Here is a 14,869-nt window from a genome sequence, read left to right on the forward strand (position 1 = left end):
GATTTCAATGCGTTTGGTCAGACATAGCGGTGTTTAAGGCGATCACCGAATTTTTGAAATCTTCGCGAGCCACAATAAACTGGATATTTACTTTACGCAAGGCAAAACCGGCACTTTTAATATTGATGCCGCTTTCTGCAAATGCAGCGGCCGAACGCGCCAATAAACCCGGCTGATCAATGTTTGAACCTATCAAGCAAACCATGGCTACTTTTTCAACGGTTACTTTCTCAAACTTATCTTCCAGTGCCTGTATCAGTTTTTTGTTGTAGTCTTTTTCCCAGATTACAATTGAAATACTGTTGGCGCTGGTAGCCTTAAAATTGTAACTGGTTTTAAAGTCATAGAAGACCTGCATAATCTGCAAATCGGATCCTACATTGCCTACCATCAGGGGGTCATAAATATCTATCATCACCAACTTGTCCGTTCCCGTAATGACCTCCACACGCTTATGCTGGCAAACATAGTCCTGTGTTATCAAAGTACCCGGATGTTCAGGCTCAAAAGTATTTTTGATACGCAGATGAATGTTATTGATTTCTAATGGCTTTGATGCTTTAGGGTGAATAGCTTCCATACCCACATCGGCTAACTGGTCGGCCACGTCATAATTAGTGGAACCTACAGGTATGCAGTTGTTAATACCAACCATTACGGGGTCGGCAGAGCATAGGTGATATTCCTTGTGTATGACCACTTCCCGCGCTTTTACTGCAACTGCAATTTTACTGAAAGTTACCTCAGAGTAGCCGCGGTCAAACTCGCGCATAATACCTTCAGTACCCTTGGTATAGCCGGTGGCAATGCAAATGGTTTTGGCAAAATCAATGTCTTTAAAAGCGTGTTTAATGCGCTGGTCAATGGTATAAGGCTTGTGGTCATAAAAGCCGCTTAAATCAACCAGTGTAGCGCTGATACCCATGTTTTGTAGAATATTAGTGAACACGAAAGCGGAATGACTTTCACCTATAGAGGCTAATATTTCGCGTGCCGCCTGCAGTATACCTTCGCTGTTTACATACCCCGAAGCCAGAACATCAGAAAGATTTTCGAGGTAACCTTGCGCATCACGCACGTGCTTTTCAATAAACTGATCGGCCACGGCTAAATCCAAACCTAAGCTTTTGTATTGCTTATTGATTTGTTTTAGTTTAACAATCAAGTTATTTAACGGGCGGTGAAAATCCTGATACTTGGCAATACGATGGTAAACGCCAGGTTCGCCTGTTTTTTTATCTTCAAGCAATAAATTTGTAACGCCCGAAAATGCAGATACCACAAAGATGCGGTTATATAACTCATCGCCGGTACGCTTATACAGAATGATGTTTTTAATCACATCACCCAATGCACTCATAGAGGTACCGCCGATTTTTTCTACTGTTAACATTCGTTTAATATAAAAAGGATGCTAAAGTAAGCGAATTGGTACGCTAAAGCAAGTGTGACAGTCGCTTATGGTGTAAAACTTACAATCAGCTATTCTTGGTGTACAAGGCACCCGCTTTTTCTGCAGATGTTTTAATCCCTTTTATCATGGCAGAACTGAAACCATGATACTCCATATCATTCAATCCTGCAATGGTGCAACCTTTGGGCGAAGTTACTTTATCTATTTCCTGCTCAGGATGTGAGGCTAATTGCAGCAGTAAGTCGGCAGCACCTTTGGCGGTTTGTGCAGCCATTTTTAAAGCATCATGTGCGTGAAAACCAATTTCGGTACCACCCTGTGAAGCCGCACGTATAGAACGCAGAAAGAAGGCAATACCACAGGCACACAAGGCAGTAGCAGATGTCATCAACTCCTCGTTGATCTGCAAACTGATGCCAACGGTATTGAATAAAGAGGTAACCAGTTCCAAGTTCTCTTTTGTTGCAGTATCAGAAGCTAAGCAGGTCATGGAATGGCCTATGGCAATGGCGGTATTGGGCATGGCACGTATCACTTGCACTTCGGCACCCAGTTCCTGGCGAATGTCCCGGCAAGTTACACCTGAGACAATTGATACAAACAATTGCTTCTGCACGTTAACCCCCGGTTGTATTTCTTTTAAAACATCATTTAATTGCTGCGGCAGTACTGCCAGCACAATAATATCTGTGCTTTTAACAGCATCTACATTGTCATTGGTTACACTGTAGCCTTCATCACCATAGGTGGATAAGACTTTTACATTGCGCCGGGTGAGTGTAATTTGCTGAGGCTGACAAATACCAGCTTTTACCAATCCTTTAGCTAAAGCCAAACCAATGTTTCCGCTGCCAATTATGGCGATGTGATGTTCGATCATAACTTATTTTGTTAAACGGGTACCAAATGATTTCCCTTCTTTGCCTATATTTTTTAAATCGCCGGCATGGCCAATGATAACGGCGCTGACACCATTTGCAATAGCACCGAAAGCATTATCCATTTTGGGTAGCATTCCACTGTGAATAATCTGCTCTTTTTTCAATTCTTCATAATGCGCACGGTCAATGTCTTTAATTAATGAATCCTCATTGCTTAAATCCTTAAGCACTCCCTTTTTCTCAAAACAATAAATCAAAGTGGTTTCATACTGCTTAGCCATTGCCACTGCCAATGCTGAGGCAATAGTATCAGCATTGGTATTAAACAACTGACCATCGCCATCATGAGTTAACGCACAAAATGCAGGGGTAAAGCCAGCTTTTAACAAAGCATCTATGCTATCAATATTAATGGATTTATCGTTCAAATCGCCCACAAAGCCATAATCGATTTCCTTTACCTTACGTTTGGCAGCTATAATTGTATTACCGTCGGCACCGGTAAGTCCAATAGCATTGGTGCCGAAACGCTGCAGTTGCGCTACAATATTTTTATTGATCAGACCGCCGTACACCATAGTTACCATTTGCAGCGTATCTAAATCAGTGATGCGCCGGCCATCAATCATTTGAGTTTGGATACCCATTTTATCTGATAGTTGAGTAGCTACTTTTCCACCGCCATGTACCAATATTTTATGGCCTTTCAATGCAGTAAAATCTTTCAAAAAGTGATATAAATTTTCGGAATTGTCAATTACGTTACCGCCAATTTTAATAATGTATAAAGGGTGCTTTGATTGAGTTGCCATGTATGTATATATCGTTGTACAGCCAATGTTATATTCCAACATTGGCTAAATTATAACTTTTGCTGATAGTTTGTTACGATGAACGCCACATTGAACGAAACATATGGTAATTAAGGGAGTTTTACTTGCAGAAATTATTGAAAGCAGATTAGAACTATATACATGAATAACTTACAACAGACTTCGGGCAGGCCACGGGTAGTGATTATTGGCGGCGGGTTTGGTGGAATCAATACAGCTAAAAAGCTAAAAAATGCCGATGTAGACGTCATTATGGTGGATAAGCACAATTATCACACTTTTCAACCTTTGCTATATCAGGTGGCCATGGGTGAATTAGAGGCCGACTCAATCGGGTTTCCCATCAGGCGAATGTTTCACCGGCAGAAAAACTTTGATTTCCATTTGGCCGAAGTACAAAATATAGATGCGGTCAATAATACAGTTAACACCAGTATAGGCGGCGTAAAATACGACTACCTGGTTGTGGCAACCGGCGCAAACACAAATTTCTTCGGTAATAAGGAGTTGGAACACAATACCATGCCTATGAAAAATATTGCAGAGGCATTGAACATCCGCAGCCTGATTATTCAGAATTTGGAGAAAGCTGCCGTAACCGATGACGAAGCAGAGCGAAGAGCATTATTAACTTTTGTAGTGGTAGGAGGTGGCCCCACCGGAGCTGAGCTGGCCGGATCAATTGCCGAATTCAGGAAAGATATTTTCAGAGAAGAATTTCCTAAACTAAATCCTGATGAGATGCAGGTATATATTGCTGAAGGTAAGCCGGTACTGATTGCGGCTATGTCAGACCAGGCATCGATTAAAGCCAAGCAGTACTTAACAGAATTAGGGGTGATTATCTACAATAGTGTACATGTAACCAGTTACAACGGCGATATGCTGACTATTGATGACGGTAAAGTAATAAAAACCCGCAATGTATTTTGGGCCGCCGGTGTAAAAGGGGAAGCCCCCGCCGGCCTGGCTTCCGAAAGCATGGCTAAAGGTAATCGTATTATGGTGGATGAATTCAGTCGCGTTAAGGGATACCCCAATATATTTGCTATTGGTGACGTAGCGGCTATGTTAACCACTGATATGCCAAACGGAGTACCAGGAGTAGCTCAGGGGGCTATACAAACCGGGGCTAATGCTGCAAAAAACATACTACACACCATTAAAAAAGAACAGTTAGAAGCATTCAGATATAATGATAAGGGTTCTCTAGCTACCATAGGCCGCAATAAAGCAGTAGCTGATTTAGGAAAAGTGCACTTCGGTGGTTTTTTTGCATGGCTGCTCTGGGTGTTTGTACATATCATGACCCTTGCAGGTTTTAGCAACAAATTGATCGTGTTCTTTAGCTGGGCCATCAACTACTTTACTAAAAACAGCGACAACAGAGTGGTGGTAAGAAAATTTGATACATCTACCATGATGACTGACCCCATCTCAAGCTGAGACAGTATGGTTAAGCAAAAAGCCAACAATAGTAAAAGTTAATTTAATACATTAAAGTGAAAATTTATTTAACAATGTGCAATAAACGCTGTTAATCATTAAAGTAAACTCTAAAAAACATACAAATGCCAACGAACACCAATCCACAACATAGCGAAGGCAAAGTTGCCAAGGCTATCGAACAACAAACCGCCAAATTACCATCAGACCTGTTTTTATGGGCCGCTTTAGGTTCTATGGCAGCTTCAGCTACGTTGAAAATTTTGAAAAAAGACAAAACTGCATTATTTGTAGGCCAATGGGCAGCTCCGTTCTTGCTGTTAGGCCTTTACAACAAAGTTGTAAAGCTTGAAGGCTCTGAAGGTGCAAAATAAGATAAACAATAAAGGCTTACCCAATTTGGTAAGCCTTTATTGTTTTAGCTCTGCAGCCATATAGTCACCTACCTGGCTGACTACTTTGTTATTGTTAGATTGCAAGGCAGCAATTATCCGTTGTTGTTCGGGCAATGTTTTATTTTGGCTGAGTTTCTTTTTCCCTTGTAAATCGGTAACCTCAATTTTAAAAGAAACGATTCCGTTCAATAACCTGTTTTTATAATCATCAGGCAGTTTATCCCATTGTTGCAAATACGTTTGCTCGTACTGCTGTATCATATGCACCAGAACTTCCTTTTCCTCTGCACTATCATTAATTAACTGCGCTTTGCCGTAAGCGTGCACCGCTAAATAATTCCATGTTGGAACGTTCAGCTCCTTATCATACAAGGAAGGTGAAATATAGGCATGCGGCTCGTTAAATATAACCAGCGAAGTTTGCTTTTCGAGATGTTCTGCATGAGGGTTCGCTTTAGCTAAATGAGCAAGTAGTTGTATACTGCCATAATCAGAATGCTTTACTACAAAAGGTAAATGCGTGGCAAAGGGAATATCATCAATACTGGTTACCAATGTTGCAAAACTGTATTTCTGCATGAAAGCCACAGCTTCAGCAGCACTCGCCATTAAGTTTTGCTTTGGTATATACATCAGCCTATAACTCCTGAAGAATTGATTTTAATACCGCCTGTGCAGCCCATACGCGGTTACCGGCTTCATGAATTACAACAGAATGAGGTCCATCCAATACCTCATCTGATAATTCTACATTGCGGCGTACAGGAAGGCAATGCATCACTTTGGCATTATTGGTTATACTTAAACGCTCGTTGGTCAGCATCCAGTCTTCATTGCCTGGCAACACTTTACCGTAAGGTTCATAAGCCGACCAGTTCTTCACATAAATGAAATCGGCCCCGGCCAACGCTTCATTTTGGTTGTATGTAATTTCAGCACCCTGTGTAAAGCTTTTATCCAGCTCATAACCTTGTGGTTGGGTTATCATAAAATCAACATCAGCTTTGCACATCCATTCGGCAAACGAGTTGGGTACTGCCTGTGGAAGGGGCTTGATGTGTGGTGCCCACGTTAATACCACTTTAGGACGAACTGTAGTTTTCAACTCCTCAATAGTCACTAAATCAGCCAAGCTTTGCAATGGGTGGCGGGTAGCTGATTCCAGACTTACCACCGGAACACCGCAATACTTCACAAATTTGTTGAATATGATTTCGCTATAATCTTCATCCCTGTCTTTCAAACCCGGAAAAGAGCGAATGCCAATGATATCACAATATTGACCCATGACGGCAGCCGCTTCGCGAATGTGCTCGACAGAACTTCCGTTCATTACAGCGCCATCCTGCAATTCAAGCGCCCAGCCTTCCTTGTCCATGTTTAACACCATTACGTTCATGCCCAAATTGAGGCTCGCCTTTTGGGTACTCATACGGGTGCGCAAGCTTGGGTTTAAGAATACCAAGCCCAACGTTTTGTTTTTACCCAGTTGCTGATCAGTGTAGGGGCTGCGCTTTGCTGCCAAAGCTTCCGAAACTAATGCGTTTATGTTGGCAACATCATGAACGGATGTGAATTGCTTCATGTATATAAATTGAACAATTGCTTAAAGCAACGTTAAGTAAACTATTATTTATTAATTGTTTAAAACCTGGCTGAATGCTGATAAGAATTGATCAGCATGTGCTTTAGTTAAATTTAAGGCAGGCAACAACCTTACTACATTAGGCTTGGCTTCACCAGTAAATATATGATGTTTGAAAAGCAGATCTTTACGTACATGGCTCAGTTCCTGCGGCAACTCAATGCCAATCATTAAACCACGTCCGCGAACCTCGATTACTTGATCGAGCTTCTTTAGTTCATTAATCAGATAATTGCCTATTTCTTCAGCATTTTTTAGCAGGTTTTCTTGCTGAATGACTTCCAGTACTGCTAAACCCGCTGCGCAAGCTAAATGATTACCGCCAAAAGTGGTACCCAACATGCCATAAGCCGGTTGAATTTTTGGAGAAATAATAATGCCACCTATAGGAAAACCGTTACCCATACCTTTAGCCATGGTATAAATATCGGCATCTACGCCTGCATAATCAGTGGCGAAGAACTTGCCGCTACGGCCATAACCGCCTTGCACCTCATCGGCAATAAACACAGCATTATGCTGATCGCACAGCGAACGGATCTTTTGCAAAAAGGCCACTGGGGCTACCTGGATTCCGCCTACACCCTGAATGCCTTCAATAATCACTGAAGACACGTCACCGCTTTCAAAGGCTTCCTGTAATGCAACTTCGTCGCCCCAGGGCAAAAAGGTAACGTTAGTAGTTTCGTTTACCGGCGCTACAATTTTGGGGTTATCAGTTGCAGCAACAGCCAACGAGGTACGACCGTGAAAAGATTTTGTAAAAGCAATGATTCGCTTTTTACCATTATAAAATGAAGCCAGCTTTAATGCATTCTCATTAGCTTCTGCACCGGAGTTGCACAAAAATAATTGATAATCATTTTTACCTGATACCTGACCCAATAAATCAGCCAACTGTTTCTGAAGCGGTATTTCAATTGAGTTAGAATAAAAGCCTATTTTATGCAACTGGTTCACCAAACGCTCAACATAATGCGGATGAGTGTGACCAATTGAGATAACGGCATGACCTCCATATAAATCTAAGTATTCTGTACCCTCGGCATCATAAACCAGGCTACCAGCACCTTTTACAATTTCAATCGGGTTGATGGGGTAAACGTCAAATAATTTCATCTTTAGTAATTGCGGTTGTAGATTTAAAATCCGGTTGCTTTTAAACGTAATCCTGCTGTTTCAGGCAAACCAAAAATAAGGTCCATATTTTGAACTGCTTGCCCAGAAGCACCTTTAAGTAGATTATCTATAATACTGATAATAAACAACTTGTTATTATAGCGCTTAATTTGAATAAAGCATTTATTGGTGTTTACAACCTGCTTTAAATCAATATTACGAGTGGTAACATGCGTAAATGGGTGTACAGCATAATAATCCGTATACAACTTTAAAGCTTCTTCTGTTGACAAATCACTGTCCAAGTACATCGAGGCAATTATCCCACGGGTATAATCACCACGGTATGGAATAAAGTTGATTTGCTTAGAGAAGTCGGCCTGCAGTTGTGTTAACGACTCGCCAATCTCGTTTAAATGCTGATGCTCAAAAGCCTTGTATACAGACAGATTATCGTTACGCCAGGTAAAATGCGAAGTAGGAGATAAGCTTTGGCCTGCACCGGTTGAGCCTGTAGTTGCTGTAATATGCACTTCGCTGTTCAAGTGCTGATGTGCAGCTAAAGGCAGTAATCCTAACTGCAAACATGTTGCAAAGCAACCTGGATTTGCAATATTGTTAGCTTGTTTAATCGCTTCTAAGTTCAATTCTGGCAAACCATACACAAACCTTCGTCCATTTATTTCTGATTTTTCATTCAGGCGGAAATCCTGACTCAAATCAATAATTTTTACACGAGAGGGAATAGAGTTTACTTCTAAAAACTTACGGGCATCGCCATGTCCAACACATAAAAACAGCACATCAATATTGTCCGATAATTCACTGCTGAACCTTAGATCAGTATCGCCAAACAGGTCATTATGAACTTCATATACATAATTGCCAGCATTACTATTGCTATGTACAAATGCGATTTCTACATGAGGGTGATTGACCAGTAGACGCAGCAGTTCACCACCGGTATAGCCAGCACCGCCAATAATACCAACGTTTATTTTCTCAGCGCTCTTTATGGGCACTTCAACTGTAGGCACGTTCATTATTGTTGGTTTACTTTGTGGTAAATCATTACCTGATTACCGAAAATTTTTGAGAAGCCTTTCACATCTTCACCAGTCCAGGCATTATTCATTTCGCCATAGCTGCCAAATTTGTTAGACATCAAATCATGAGCCGATTCGATACCTGTAACCTGAAAGCGATAAGGGTTTAATTCAACCCATACTTTACCGGTTACGGTTTGCTGCGTGTCGGTTAAAAAAGCTTCTATATTGCGCATAATGGGGTCATGAAACTGGCCTTCATGCAGCCAGTTTCCATAGAATGAAGAAAGTTGGTCTTTCCATGATAACTGCCATTTGGTAAGCACATGCTTTTCTAAAGTATGGTGTGCCTTGATGATAACCATAGGTGCGGCTGCTTCAAAACCTACGCGGCCCTTAATGCCAATGATGGTATCACCTACATGTATATCACGGCCAATGCCATAAGGCTGGGCAATGGCTTGTAAGGCCTGGATAGCTTTAGTAGGATGATCGTACTTTTCACCATCAATGGCTACCAATTCACCTTTGTTGAATTCCAGTTCTAAAGTGCGGCTTTCAGTTGATGTTACCTGTGTTGGCCATGCATCTTCAGGCATGCCCAAATTGGAAGTCAACGTTTCTTTGCCACCCACTGAAGTACCCCAGATACCTTTATTGATAGAATACTTAGCTTTCTCAAAGTTCATTTCAACGCCATGCTCTTTCAGGTAAGTGATTTCCTCTTCACGGCTTAACTTTAAATCACGAATAGGCGTCAGAATTTTCACATCCGGAACGAGGATGTTAAAAATCATATCAAAGCGCACCTGGTCATTACCGGCGCCTGTACTACCATGTGCTACATAAGTAGCACCAATTTCTTTAGCATAGTTAGCAATAGCTGTTGCTTGGCTTACGCGTTCTGCGCTTACTGAAAGGGGATAAGTGTTATTTTTTAATACGTTACCATAAATGAGATAACGTACACAAGTATTGTAGAAGTTCTCAGTTTCATCAACAACATGATGCGACGTAACGCCCATTTGATAAGCACGCTGCTCCACCTGGTGCAACTCATCCTGACTGAAGCCACCCGTGTTTACAATTACCGAGTGCACCTCCAAGCCCAAATCCTGAGTTAAATAGATACAGCAGAATGAGGTATCTAAGCCGCCGCTATAAGCTAAAACTACTTTTTCTTTCATGTTATTAATTATCCTTTCAGGTGTAAAAAACCAACCATTAAACCAGCAAGCACTTTTAACGAATTTTTAAGTGCACTTTCTATACGCTCCAGCAAAGTTGCTTTATGCGTTATTTTCTTCATTTTTTCTTCGTATTCTTTCTGCTTCTCGGCAGGGTCCCAAAGCATAGCTGTACACAGGCAGTTCTTTCGGCCTTTTGCAGTTAAAATATCATAATTCACACAACTGCGGCAGCCTTGCCAAAAGGTTTCATCTTGCGTAAGCTCAGAATAGGTCACAGGCTCATATCCTAAATCCGAATTGATTTTCATTACAGCCAGACCAGTGGTTAAGCCGAAAATCTTTGCTTCAGGATATTTTTTGCGCGATAAATCGAATACTGCTTTTTTAATAGCCTTGGCCAAACCCGCTTTACGGTAGTTAGGGTTAACTATAAGTCCTGAATTAGCCACAAATTCCTCGTGGCTCCAGGTTTCAATATAGCAGAAACCGGCCCAAGTGCCATCTTTGTGCAAAGCAATAACAGCTTTGCCTTCCAGCATTTTATTAGCTACATACTCAGGCGAACGCTGGGCAATGCCTGTACCTCTGGCTTTAGCCGATTCGGCCATTTCATCACAAATGAGTGGTGCATAGTCGGCGTGCTTCTCTGAGGCAACGAGTATATCAAAATCTTGAATGGTCATTAAATAAATTCCCTTAAATCAGCCTCTGAGGCTATAAATAAAATAATAAATGAATTTGACCGAAGCAGAATACGCTTCAAGTTACAGGTTTAGACAGCAGGTCTATCTCAAACCCGGGGAATATATAATCGTCGTCGTGATGACGGGGAGTATACAAAAACAGCTGAAACCAAAGCAGCTTGAACCGGAGCAAAAAATGCTCGGGCGGTTGGCTTATGTATGCTTTGCAGATTCATTTTAAAATATATGTGTTTTTGCTTTTTTATTTTTTTGCAAAAAAGGGTATTAAATTTTATTTATGCAAATATTACATGTGAATAAATTGTAATGTTTTAGCGATGTTCCTTATCAGCAATTTTTCATGAAAGAAAAGCCGTCAGTAGAAGAGTATAATAAACTGCGTGAAGCGTTTATGGCATTTATACCCTTACCCGAATTGGTAACAGAAAGCTTGTTACAAAACTGGGTGGTATTAGAAGTAAAACGCAAGCAAATACTAACTGATGCCGGCAACAAAGAAAAGTATTTATATTTTGTAACGGAGGGCATCCAGCGCTGTTATGCAACTCATGGCCCAAAAGAGGCTACTGTTGTTTTTACTTATCCTTATAGCTTTTCGGGCGTAGTAGATAGCTTTTTGCTTCAGCAGCCATCATTATATAATTTTGAAACGCTAACTCAAAGCCGTTTACTGCGCATCAGTTATACCGATTTTTTCAAGCTTATAGATACTTATCCTGTTTTGGAAAAATGGTTGCGACTGGCTGCCACCCAAACACTGCATAATGTTCTAAAACGGCAGATGGAGCTCAGCATATTTTCGGCAATTGAAAAAATCAATATCCTTTATCAACGTAATCCGCAGCTTTTTAATCTGGTGGCACATAAATACATCGCTTCTTACTTAGGTATTGATCCGGCTACCTTTAGTAAATTATATAGTCAGCTGGGGTAAAATGATGGTAAATGTCAACTTTTTTCAAAAGCAGAGACATTTTCTTTGCAGAAAAGTTTAACCATGACAATCCATACCCAAACCTTGCTACAACAATTAAAAGTTACTGTTGAGAAAACACTTACTGAGGCGAAACAGCTGCAGCTGCTGCCGCTTGAGGTACTTGCCCACAAAGCTGATAACAGTAGTTGGAGTATACTACAGGTGATTGAGCATCTGAATACCTATAATTCTTATTACTTACCACTTATTACTAATGCGTTTTTAAAACACCCGGATGCCGGCACAACTTCAACACATTTTACAAGCAGTTGGTTAGGCAATTACTTTGTTAAACTGATGCAGCCTGATGCAAACGGACAAGTAACCAAGAAAATGAAAGCGGCTCCGCAGCATCAACCCGGGCAAGAACCGGATACTAAAACGATAATCAATAATTTTATCAGCGGTCAGCAGCAATTGCTGATTATACTGGAAACCTCGCATCAATATCCGCTCGAACGCATTAAAATTCCAATCAGCATTTTTAAACTTATTAAACTTAATTTGGGCGACGTAATGCGGTTTTTAGTTACTCATCAGCAGCGCCATTTTGTGCAAATTAATGACATCATTAATAGTTTTAAACAGAACAAACCGGCAGACCATTTAAATTAAAGTTAAAAGCTTATAAACAGAGCCCTGCAAAGCTTGTTGTTACGCTAATGCAGCCACTAATTTTAACATTAGCGCTTGATGATAAAAGTCAAGCTCTTTTCGATGACCTTCGCCAACAGTATTTCCCGCCCGAGCGCAACCACTTAAAAGCGCATCTGAGCTTGTTTCACCAGTTGCCGGCTCAGGAGGAAAAGATAATTAAAACCATTACAGATGCATGTAACCGGCATCAAAAAATTGAATTACAGGTATCTGAAGTCAGAAACATTGGCAGTGGCGTAGCTTACAAAATAGAAAGTGATAGGCTACTACAATTACACAAACATTTACAGCAGCAATGGCAAGAATGGTTGATCCCTCAAGATCAGCACAAATTATGGCCGCATATTACTATTCAAAATAAAGTAGAACCGGCTATGGCTGCCCAATTGCGCGAAGAACTGGCAGCGAAGTTTGAACCTTTTATCGCTTATGGAACAGGCTTGAGTTTGTGGGAATATTTAGGCGGCCCCTGGCGACATATAAACACGTATGAGTTTAAAGGTTAAGCGCGCCGCTTTGCCATAATATCATTGATAATCATATTAGCATGAATGCGCGAGTTTTCAATGAACCATAAGTGTGTATCCAACCCGCCAACAACCACACCGGCCAGGTACATGCCGGGCATATTGGTTTCCATCGTATTGGGGTTGTAGGTAGGAATAAATTTGTCTTCAGTTAACTGAACACCTGCTTTTTTCAAGAACTCGAAGTTGGGTTTATAACCAGTCATGGCCATTACAAAATCATTGGCAATGGTTACTTTGCCTTCAGGTGTTTCGATATCCACTTCATGTTCGCGTACAGCGCTTAAATTTGAGTTAAAATAAGCTTTAATACTGCCTTCCTCTATACGGTTGATGATATCGGGCCGTACCCAATATTTCACCCGTTTACTTATTTCGCTGCCGCGGATAACTAAAGTCACTTCAGCTCCTTTACGGTATGTTTCGAGTGCTACGTCAATGGCTGAGTTACTGGATCCTACTACGATTACCTTTTGCATGGTATAGTAGCTGGGATCCTTGTAATAATGCTTCACTTTTGGCAAGTTTTCGCCAAGAATATTTAGGTTTACAGCAATGTCATAAAAACCAGTAGCAATAACTACATATTTTGCTTGATAGGATGCTTTACAGGTTGTAACATGATAACCATCGTTCACTTTGCTTATCTGTTCCACCTCTTCAAACAGGTGGATTGGTAACTGATATTGAAAGGTTACACGGCGATAGTACTCCAATGCCTCAGCACGATTGGGCTTGTTATGAGTACTCATGAAAGGTATATTGCCAATTTCCAGCTTTTCAGAAGTAGAAAAAAAAGTCATGGTAGAAGGGTAGTTGTAAAGTGAATTTACCAAACAACCCTTTTCAATAATCAAAAAATTGAGCCCCGCGTTTTGAGCAGCAATACCACAAGCCAAACCTATAGGGCCGCCGCCTATAATGAGTACATCTAACATGAAACGAAATTATGATTTTGCCTGAATATCCTTAAATTCAGGGTGCCTTCCGAACATAGCCTGCGCAAACGAACAGCTTGGAGCAATTTTAAGTTGATGCTGTCTTGCGTAATCCACTGCAGCTTTAATTAATTCATCACCTAAATGCTGCCCTTGAAAATCATCGTCTACTTGAGTATGGTAGATATCCATCGTATCGGTACCAGTGATGATATAACGACTTTCAGCAACCTGGCTACCATCCTGTTCTATAAAAAAGCTGCCTTCCTGGCCGCTTTGCTGTTGTTCAACTTTCATATGATGAAGTAACAGCAAAACGGCCAGAATGATTAGCAGAAAAAATTAAATAGTAGCGCCTTGGGAAGCTGCTTTGGCATGGTCGGCCAGAAACTGGGCCAAGCCATTATCAGTTAACGGATGTTTTAACAGAGCAGTAATGGCGCTTAGCGGGCCCGTGATTACATCAGAACCAATTTTGGCACATTCTACAATATGCATCGGATGACGAACCGAGGCAGCCAAAATTTGTGTCTGGTAACCGTAGTTGTCATAAATCAGGCGGATGTCTTCAATCAGTTGCAAACCATCAGTTGAAATATCATCTAAGCGGCCGATGAAAGGAGAAACATAAGTAGCGCCTGCTTTTGCAGCTAAAAGGGCCTGGCCTGCAGAAAACACCAGGGTACAGTTGGTTTTAATACCTTTTTGCGTGAAATACTTAATTGCCTTAATACCGTCTTTAATCATTGGTACTTTTACCACAATACGCTCGTGTAATTTGGCCAGCTCTTCGCCTTCGGCAATCATTTCATCGAAAGTGGTGGCAATTACCTCGGCGCTTACATCGCCATCTGTAATTTCGCAAATAGCCTTGTAATGATTAGCCACGTTATCATGACCGGAAATGCCTTCTTTAGCCATCAGTGATGGATTGGTGGTTACACCATCCAAAACGCCTAATTCATGCGCTTCGGTGATTTGAGCCAAGTTGGCGGTATCAATAAAAAATTTCATATCAAAAGGAGGTTATGTGTGTGAAAGAAAAGACAGCGGTAAAATTTTGGGAGGCGATTTTCATTAAGCTGCGATTATCATCAG

At 41.0% G+C, this 14,869-nt stretch carries 18 protein-coding genes; 6 read left to right on the top strand and 12 right to left on the bottom strand.

Annotation, left to right across the window (positions count from 1 at the left end):
• Nucleotides 1-4: 4 nt before the first annotated feature.
• From ACYVNW_RS05230 to argB, 3 genes are all read right to left on the bottom strand, one after another.
• Nucleotides 5-1,393 (bottom strand): aspartate kinase, encoded by a 1,389-nt coding sequence (locus ACYVNW_RS05230; RefSeq protein ID WP_460678789.1) that lies wholly within the window; start codon nt 1,391-1,393, stop codon nt 5-7.
• Nucleotides 1,394-1,478: 85 nt separating this feature from the next.
• The gene (gene proC / locus ACYVNW_RS05235) at nt 1,479-2,294 is read right to left on the bottom strand and encodes a pyrroline-5-carboxylate reductase (protein ID WP_460678790.1); all 816 of its coding nucleotides are present in this window, start codon (nt 2,292-2,294) and stop codon (nt 1,479-1,481) included.
• Between the two features lie 3 nt (nt 2,295-2,297).
• Nucleotides 2,298-3,107, bottom strand: a complete 810-nt coding sequence (gene argB / locus ACYVNW_RS05240) for an acetylglutamate kinase (protein WP_460678791.1) — start codon at nt 3,105-3,107, stop codon at nt 2,298-2,300.
• Between the two features lie 162 nt (nt 3,108-3,269).
• Between argB and ACYVNW_RS05245 the strand changes: the two genes are divergently transcribed.
• The gene (locus ACYVNW_RS05245; RefSeq protein ID WP_460678792.1) at nt 3,270-4,574 is read left to right on the top strand and encodes an NAD(P)/FAD-dependent oxidoreductase; all 1,305 of its coding nucleotides are present in this window, start codon (nt 3,270-3,272) and stop codon (nt 4,572-4,574) included.
• 125 nt (nt 4,575-4,699) lie between these two features.
• Nucleotides 4,700-4,948, top strand: coding sequence for a hypothetical protein (locus ACYVNW_RS05250; RefSeq protein ID WP_460678793.1), 249 nt, complete (start codon nt 4,700-4,702; stop codon nt 4,946-4,948).
• A 36-nt stretch (nt 4,949-4,984) separates the two neighbouring features.
• On the opposite strand, the gene ACYVNW_RS05255 is transcribed toward ACYVNW_RS05250, so the two are convergent.
• The 6 genes from ACYVNW_RS05255 to ACYVNW_RS05280 are packed head-to-tail and all read right to left on the bottom strand — an operon-like array spanning nt 4,985 to nt 10,652.
• Nucleotides 4,985-5,602 (bottom strand): FMN-binding negative transcriptional regulator, encoded by a 618-nt coding sequence (locus tag ACYVNW_RS05255; protein ID WP_460678794.1) that lies wholly within the window; start codon nt 5,600-5,602, stop codon nt 4,985-4,987.
• 4 nt (nt 5,603-5,606) lie between these two features.
• Entirely contained in the window at nt 5,607-6,554 is a 948-nt protein-coding gene (locus ACYVNW_RS05260; protein WP_460678795.1) for an N-acetylornithine carbamoyltransferase, read from the bottom strand.
• 51 nt (nt 6,555-6,605) lie between these two features.
• On the bottom strand, nt 6,606-7,733 hold the full coding sequence (locus ACYVNW_RS05265; RefSeq protein WP_460678796.1) for an aspartate aminotransferase family protein: 1,128 nt from the start codon (nt 7,731-7,733) through the stop codon (nt 6,606-6,608).
• Nucleotides 7,734-7,756: 23 nt separating this feature from the next.
• Complete coding sequence (gene argC, locus ACYVNW_RS05270; protein ID WP_460678797.1) at nt 7,757-8,776, bottom strand: N-acetyl-gamma-glutamyl-phosphate reductase; 1,020 nt, start codon at nt 8,774-8,776, stop codon at nt 7,757-7,759.
• A complete protein-coding gene (gene argG, locus ACYVNW_RS05275; RefSeq protein ID WP_460678798.1) occupies nt 8,776-9,966 on the bottom strand; it encodes an argininosuccinate synthase in 1,191 nt (396 codons plus the stop codon). Before argG ends, argC begins: the two co-directional genes overlap by 1 nt.
• Before the next feature lie 8 nt (nt 9,967-9,974).
• Nucleotides 9,975-10,652 (bottom strand): GNAT family N-acetyltransferase, encoded by a 678-nt coding sequence (locus ACYVNW_RS05280; protein ID WP_460678799.1) that lies wholly within the window; start codon nt 10,650-10,652, stop codon nt 9,975-9,977.
• A 49-nt stretch (nt 10,653-10,701) separates the two neighbouring features.
• Between ACYVNW_RS05280 and ACYVNW_RS05285 the strand changes: the two genes are divergently transcribed.
• The 4 genes from ACYVNW_RS05285 to ACYVNW_RS05300 all read left to right on the top strand — a co-directional run bounded on the left by ACYVNW_RS05285 (nt 10,702) and on the right by ACYVNW_RS05300 (nt 12,812).
• The gene (locus tag ACYVNW_RS05285; RefSeq protein ID WP_460678800.1) at nt 10,702-10,893 is read left to right on the top strand and encodes a hypothetical protein; all 192 of its coding nucleotides are present in this window, start codon (nt 10,702-10,704) and stop codon (nt 10,891-10,893) included.
• A gap of 120 nt (nt 10,894-11,013) precedes the next feature.
• Entirely contained in the window at nt 11,014-11,607 is a 594-nt protein-coding gene (locus ACYVNW_RS05290; RefSeq protein WP_460678801.1) for a Crp/Fnr family transcriptional regulator, read from the top strand.
• Nucleotides 11,608-11,670: 63 nt separating this feature from the next.
• A complete protein-coding gene (locus tag ACYVNW_RS05295) occupies nt 11,671-12,264 on the top strand; it encodes a DinB family protein (protein ID WP_460678802.1) in 594 nt (197 codons plus the stop codon).
• 47 nt (nt 12,265-12,311) lie between these two features.
• Nucleotides 12,312-12,812: a 2'-5' RNA ligase family protein gene (locus ACYVNW_RS05300; RefSeq protein WP_460678803.1), complete on the top strand. Its 501-nt coding sequence runs from the start codon at nt 12,312-12,314 to the stop codon at nt 12,810-12,812.
• Here ACYVNW_RS05300 and ACYVNW_RS05305 read toward each other — a convergent pair.
• Genes ACYVNW_RS05305 through fsa form a run of 3 tightly spaced genes read right to left on the bottom strand, consistent with a single transcriptional unit; the run spans nt 12,809 to nt 14,785 of the window.
• Nucleotides 12,809-13,771, bottom strand: coding sequence for a YpdA family putative bacillithiol disulfide reductase (locus tag ACYVNW_RS05305; protein WP_460678804.1), 963 nt, complete (start codon nt 13,769-13,771; stop codon nt 12,809-12,811). The two genes, ACYVNW_RS05300 and ACYVNW_RS05305, sit on opposite strands and share 4 nt — an antisense overlap.
• A 9-nt stretch (nt 13,772-13,780) precedes the next feature.
• Nucleotides 13,781-14,068, bottom strand: a complete 288-nt coding sequence (locus tag ACYVNW_RS05310; RefSeq protein WP_460678805.1) for a GNAT family N-acetyltransferase — start codon at nt 14,066-14,068, stop codon at nt 13,781-13,783.
• Between the two features lie 45 nt (nt 14,069-14,113).
• A complete protein-coding gene (gene fsa / locus ACYVNW_RS05315; protein WP_460678806.1) occupies nt 14,114-14,785 on the bottom strand; it encodes a fructose-6-phosphate aldolase in 672 nt (223 codons plus the stop codon).
• Between the last annotated feature and the right edge of the window lie 84 nt (nt 14,786-14,869).

It is taken from the genome of Mucilaginibacter koreensis, assembly GCF_054783355.1.

What these genes read in the sequence shown, in the direction of transcription:
- ACYVNW_RS05300 (WP_460678803.1), top strand. Translation starts at nt 12,312, where the DNA reads ATGCAGCCACTAATTTTAACATTAGCGCTTGATGATAAAAGTCAAGCT.
- ACYVNW_RS05290 (WP_460678801.1), top strand. Translation starts at nt 11,014, where the DNA reads ATGAAAGAAAAGCCGTCAGTAGAAGAGTATAATAAACTGCGTGAAGCG.
- ACYVNW_RS05280 (WP_460678799.1), bottom strand. Translation starts at nt 10,652, where the DNA reads ATGACCATTCAAGATTTTGATATACTCGTTGCCTCAGAGAAGCACGCC.
- ACYVNW_RS05310 (WP_460678805.1), bottom strand. Translation starts at nt 14,068, where the DNA reads ATGAAAGTTGAACAACAGCAAAGCGGCCAGGAAGGCAGCTTTTTTATA.
- ACYVNW_RS05265 (WP_460678796.1), bottom strand. Translation starts at nt 7,733, where the DNA reads ATGAAATTATTTGACGTTTACCCCATCAACCCGATTGAAATTGTAAAA.
- ACYVNW_RS05305 (WP_460678804.1), bottom strand. Translation starts at nt 13,771, where the DNA reads ATGTTAGATGTACTCATTATAGGCGGCGGCCCTATAGGTTTGGCTTGT.
- ACYVNW_RS05255 (WP_460678794.1), bottom strand. Translation starts at nt 5,602, where the DNA reads ATGTATATACCAAAGCAAAACTTAATGGCGAGTGCTGCTGAAGCTGTG.
- argB (WP_460678791.1), bottom strand. Translation starts at nt 3,107, where the DNA reads ATGGCAACTCAATCAAAGCACCCTTTATACATTATTAAAATTGGCGGT.
- ACYVNW_RS05260 (WP_460678795.1), bottom strand. Translation starts at nt 6,554, where the DNA reads ATGAAGCAATTCACATCCGTTCATGATGTTGCCAACATAAACGCATTA.
- argC (WP_460678797.1), bottom strand. Translation starts at nt 8,776, where the DNA reads ATGAACGTGCCTACAGTTGAAGTGCCCATAAAGAGCGCTGAGAAAATA.
- ACYVNW_RS05230 (WP_460678789.1), bottom strand. Translation starts at nt 1,393, where the DNA reads ATGTTAACAGTAGAAAAAATCGGCGGTACCTCTATGAGTGCATTGGGT.
- ACYVNW_RS05245 (WP_460678792.1), top strand. Translation starts at nt 3,270, where the DNA reads ATGAATAACTTACAACAGACTTCGGGCAGGCCACGGGTAGTGATTATT.
- fsa (WP_460678806.1), bottom strand. Translation starts at nt 14,785, where the DNA reads ATGAAATTTTTTATTGATACCGCCAACTTGGCTCAAATCACCGAAGCG.
- argG (WP_460678798.1), bottom strand. Translation starts at nt 9,966, where the DNA reads ATGAAAGAAAAAGTAGTTTTAGCTTATAGCGGCGGCTTAGATACCTCA.
- ACYVNW_RS05250 (WP_460678793.1), top strand. Translation starts at nt 4,700, where the DNA reads ATGCCAACGAACACCAATCCACAACATAGCGAAGGCAAAGTTGCCAAG.
- ACYVNW_RS05285 (WP_460678800.1), top strand. Translation starts at nt 10,702, where the DNA reads ATGAATTTGACCGAAGCAGAATACGCTTCAAGTTACAGGTTTAGACAG.
- ACYVNW_RS05295 (WP_460678802.1), top strand. Translation starts at nt 11,671, where the DNA reads ATGACAATCCATACCCAAACCTTGCTACAACAATTAAAAGTTACTGTT.
- proC (WP_460678790.1), bottom strand. Translation starts at nt 2,294, where the DNA reads ATGATCGAACATCACATCGCCATAATTGGCAGCGGAAACATTGGTTTG.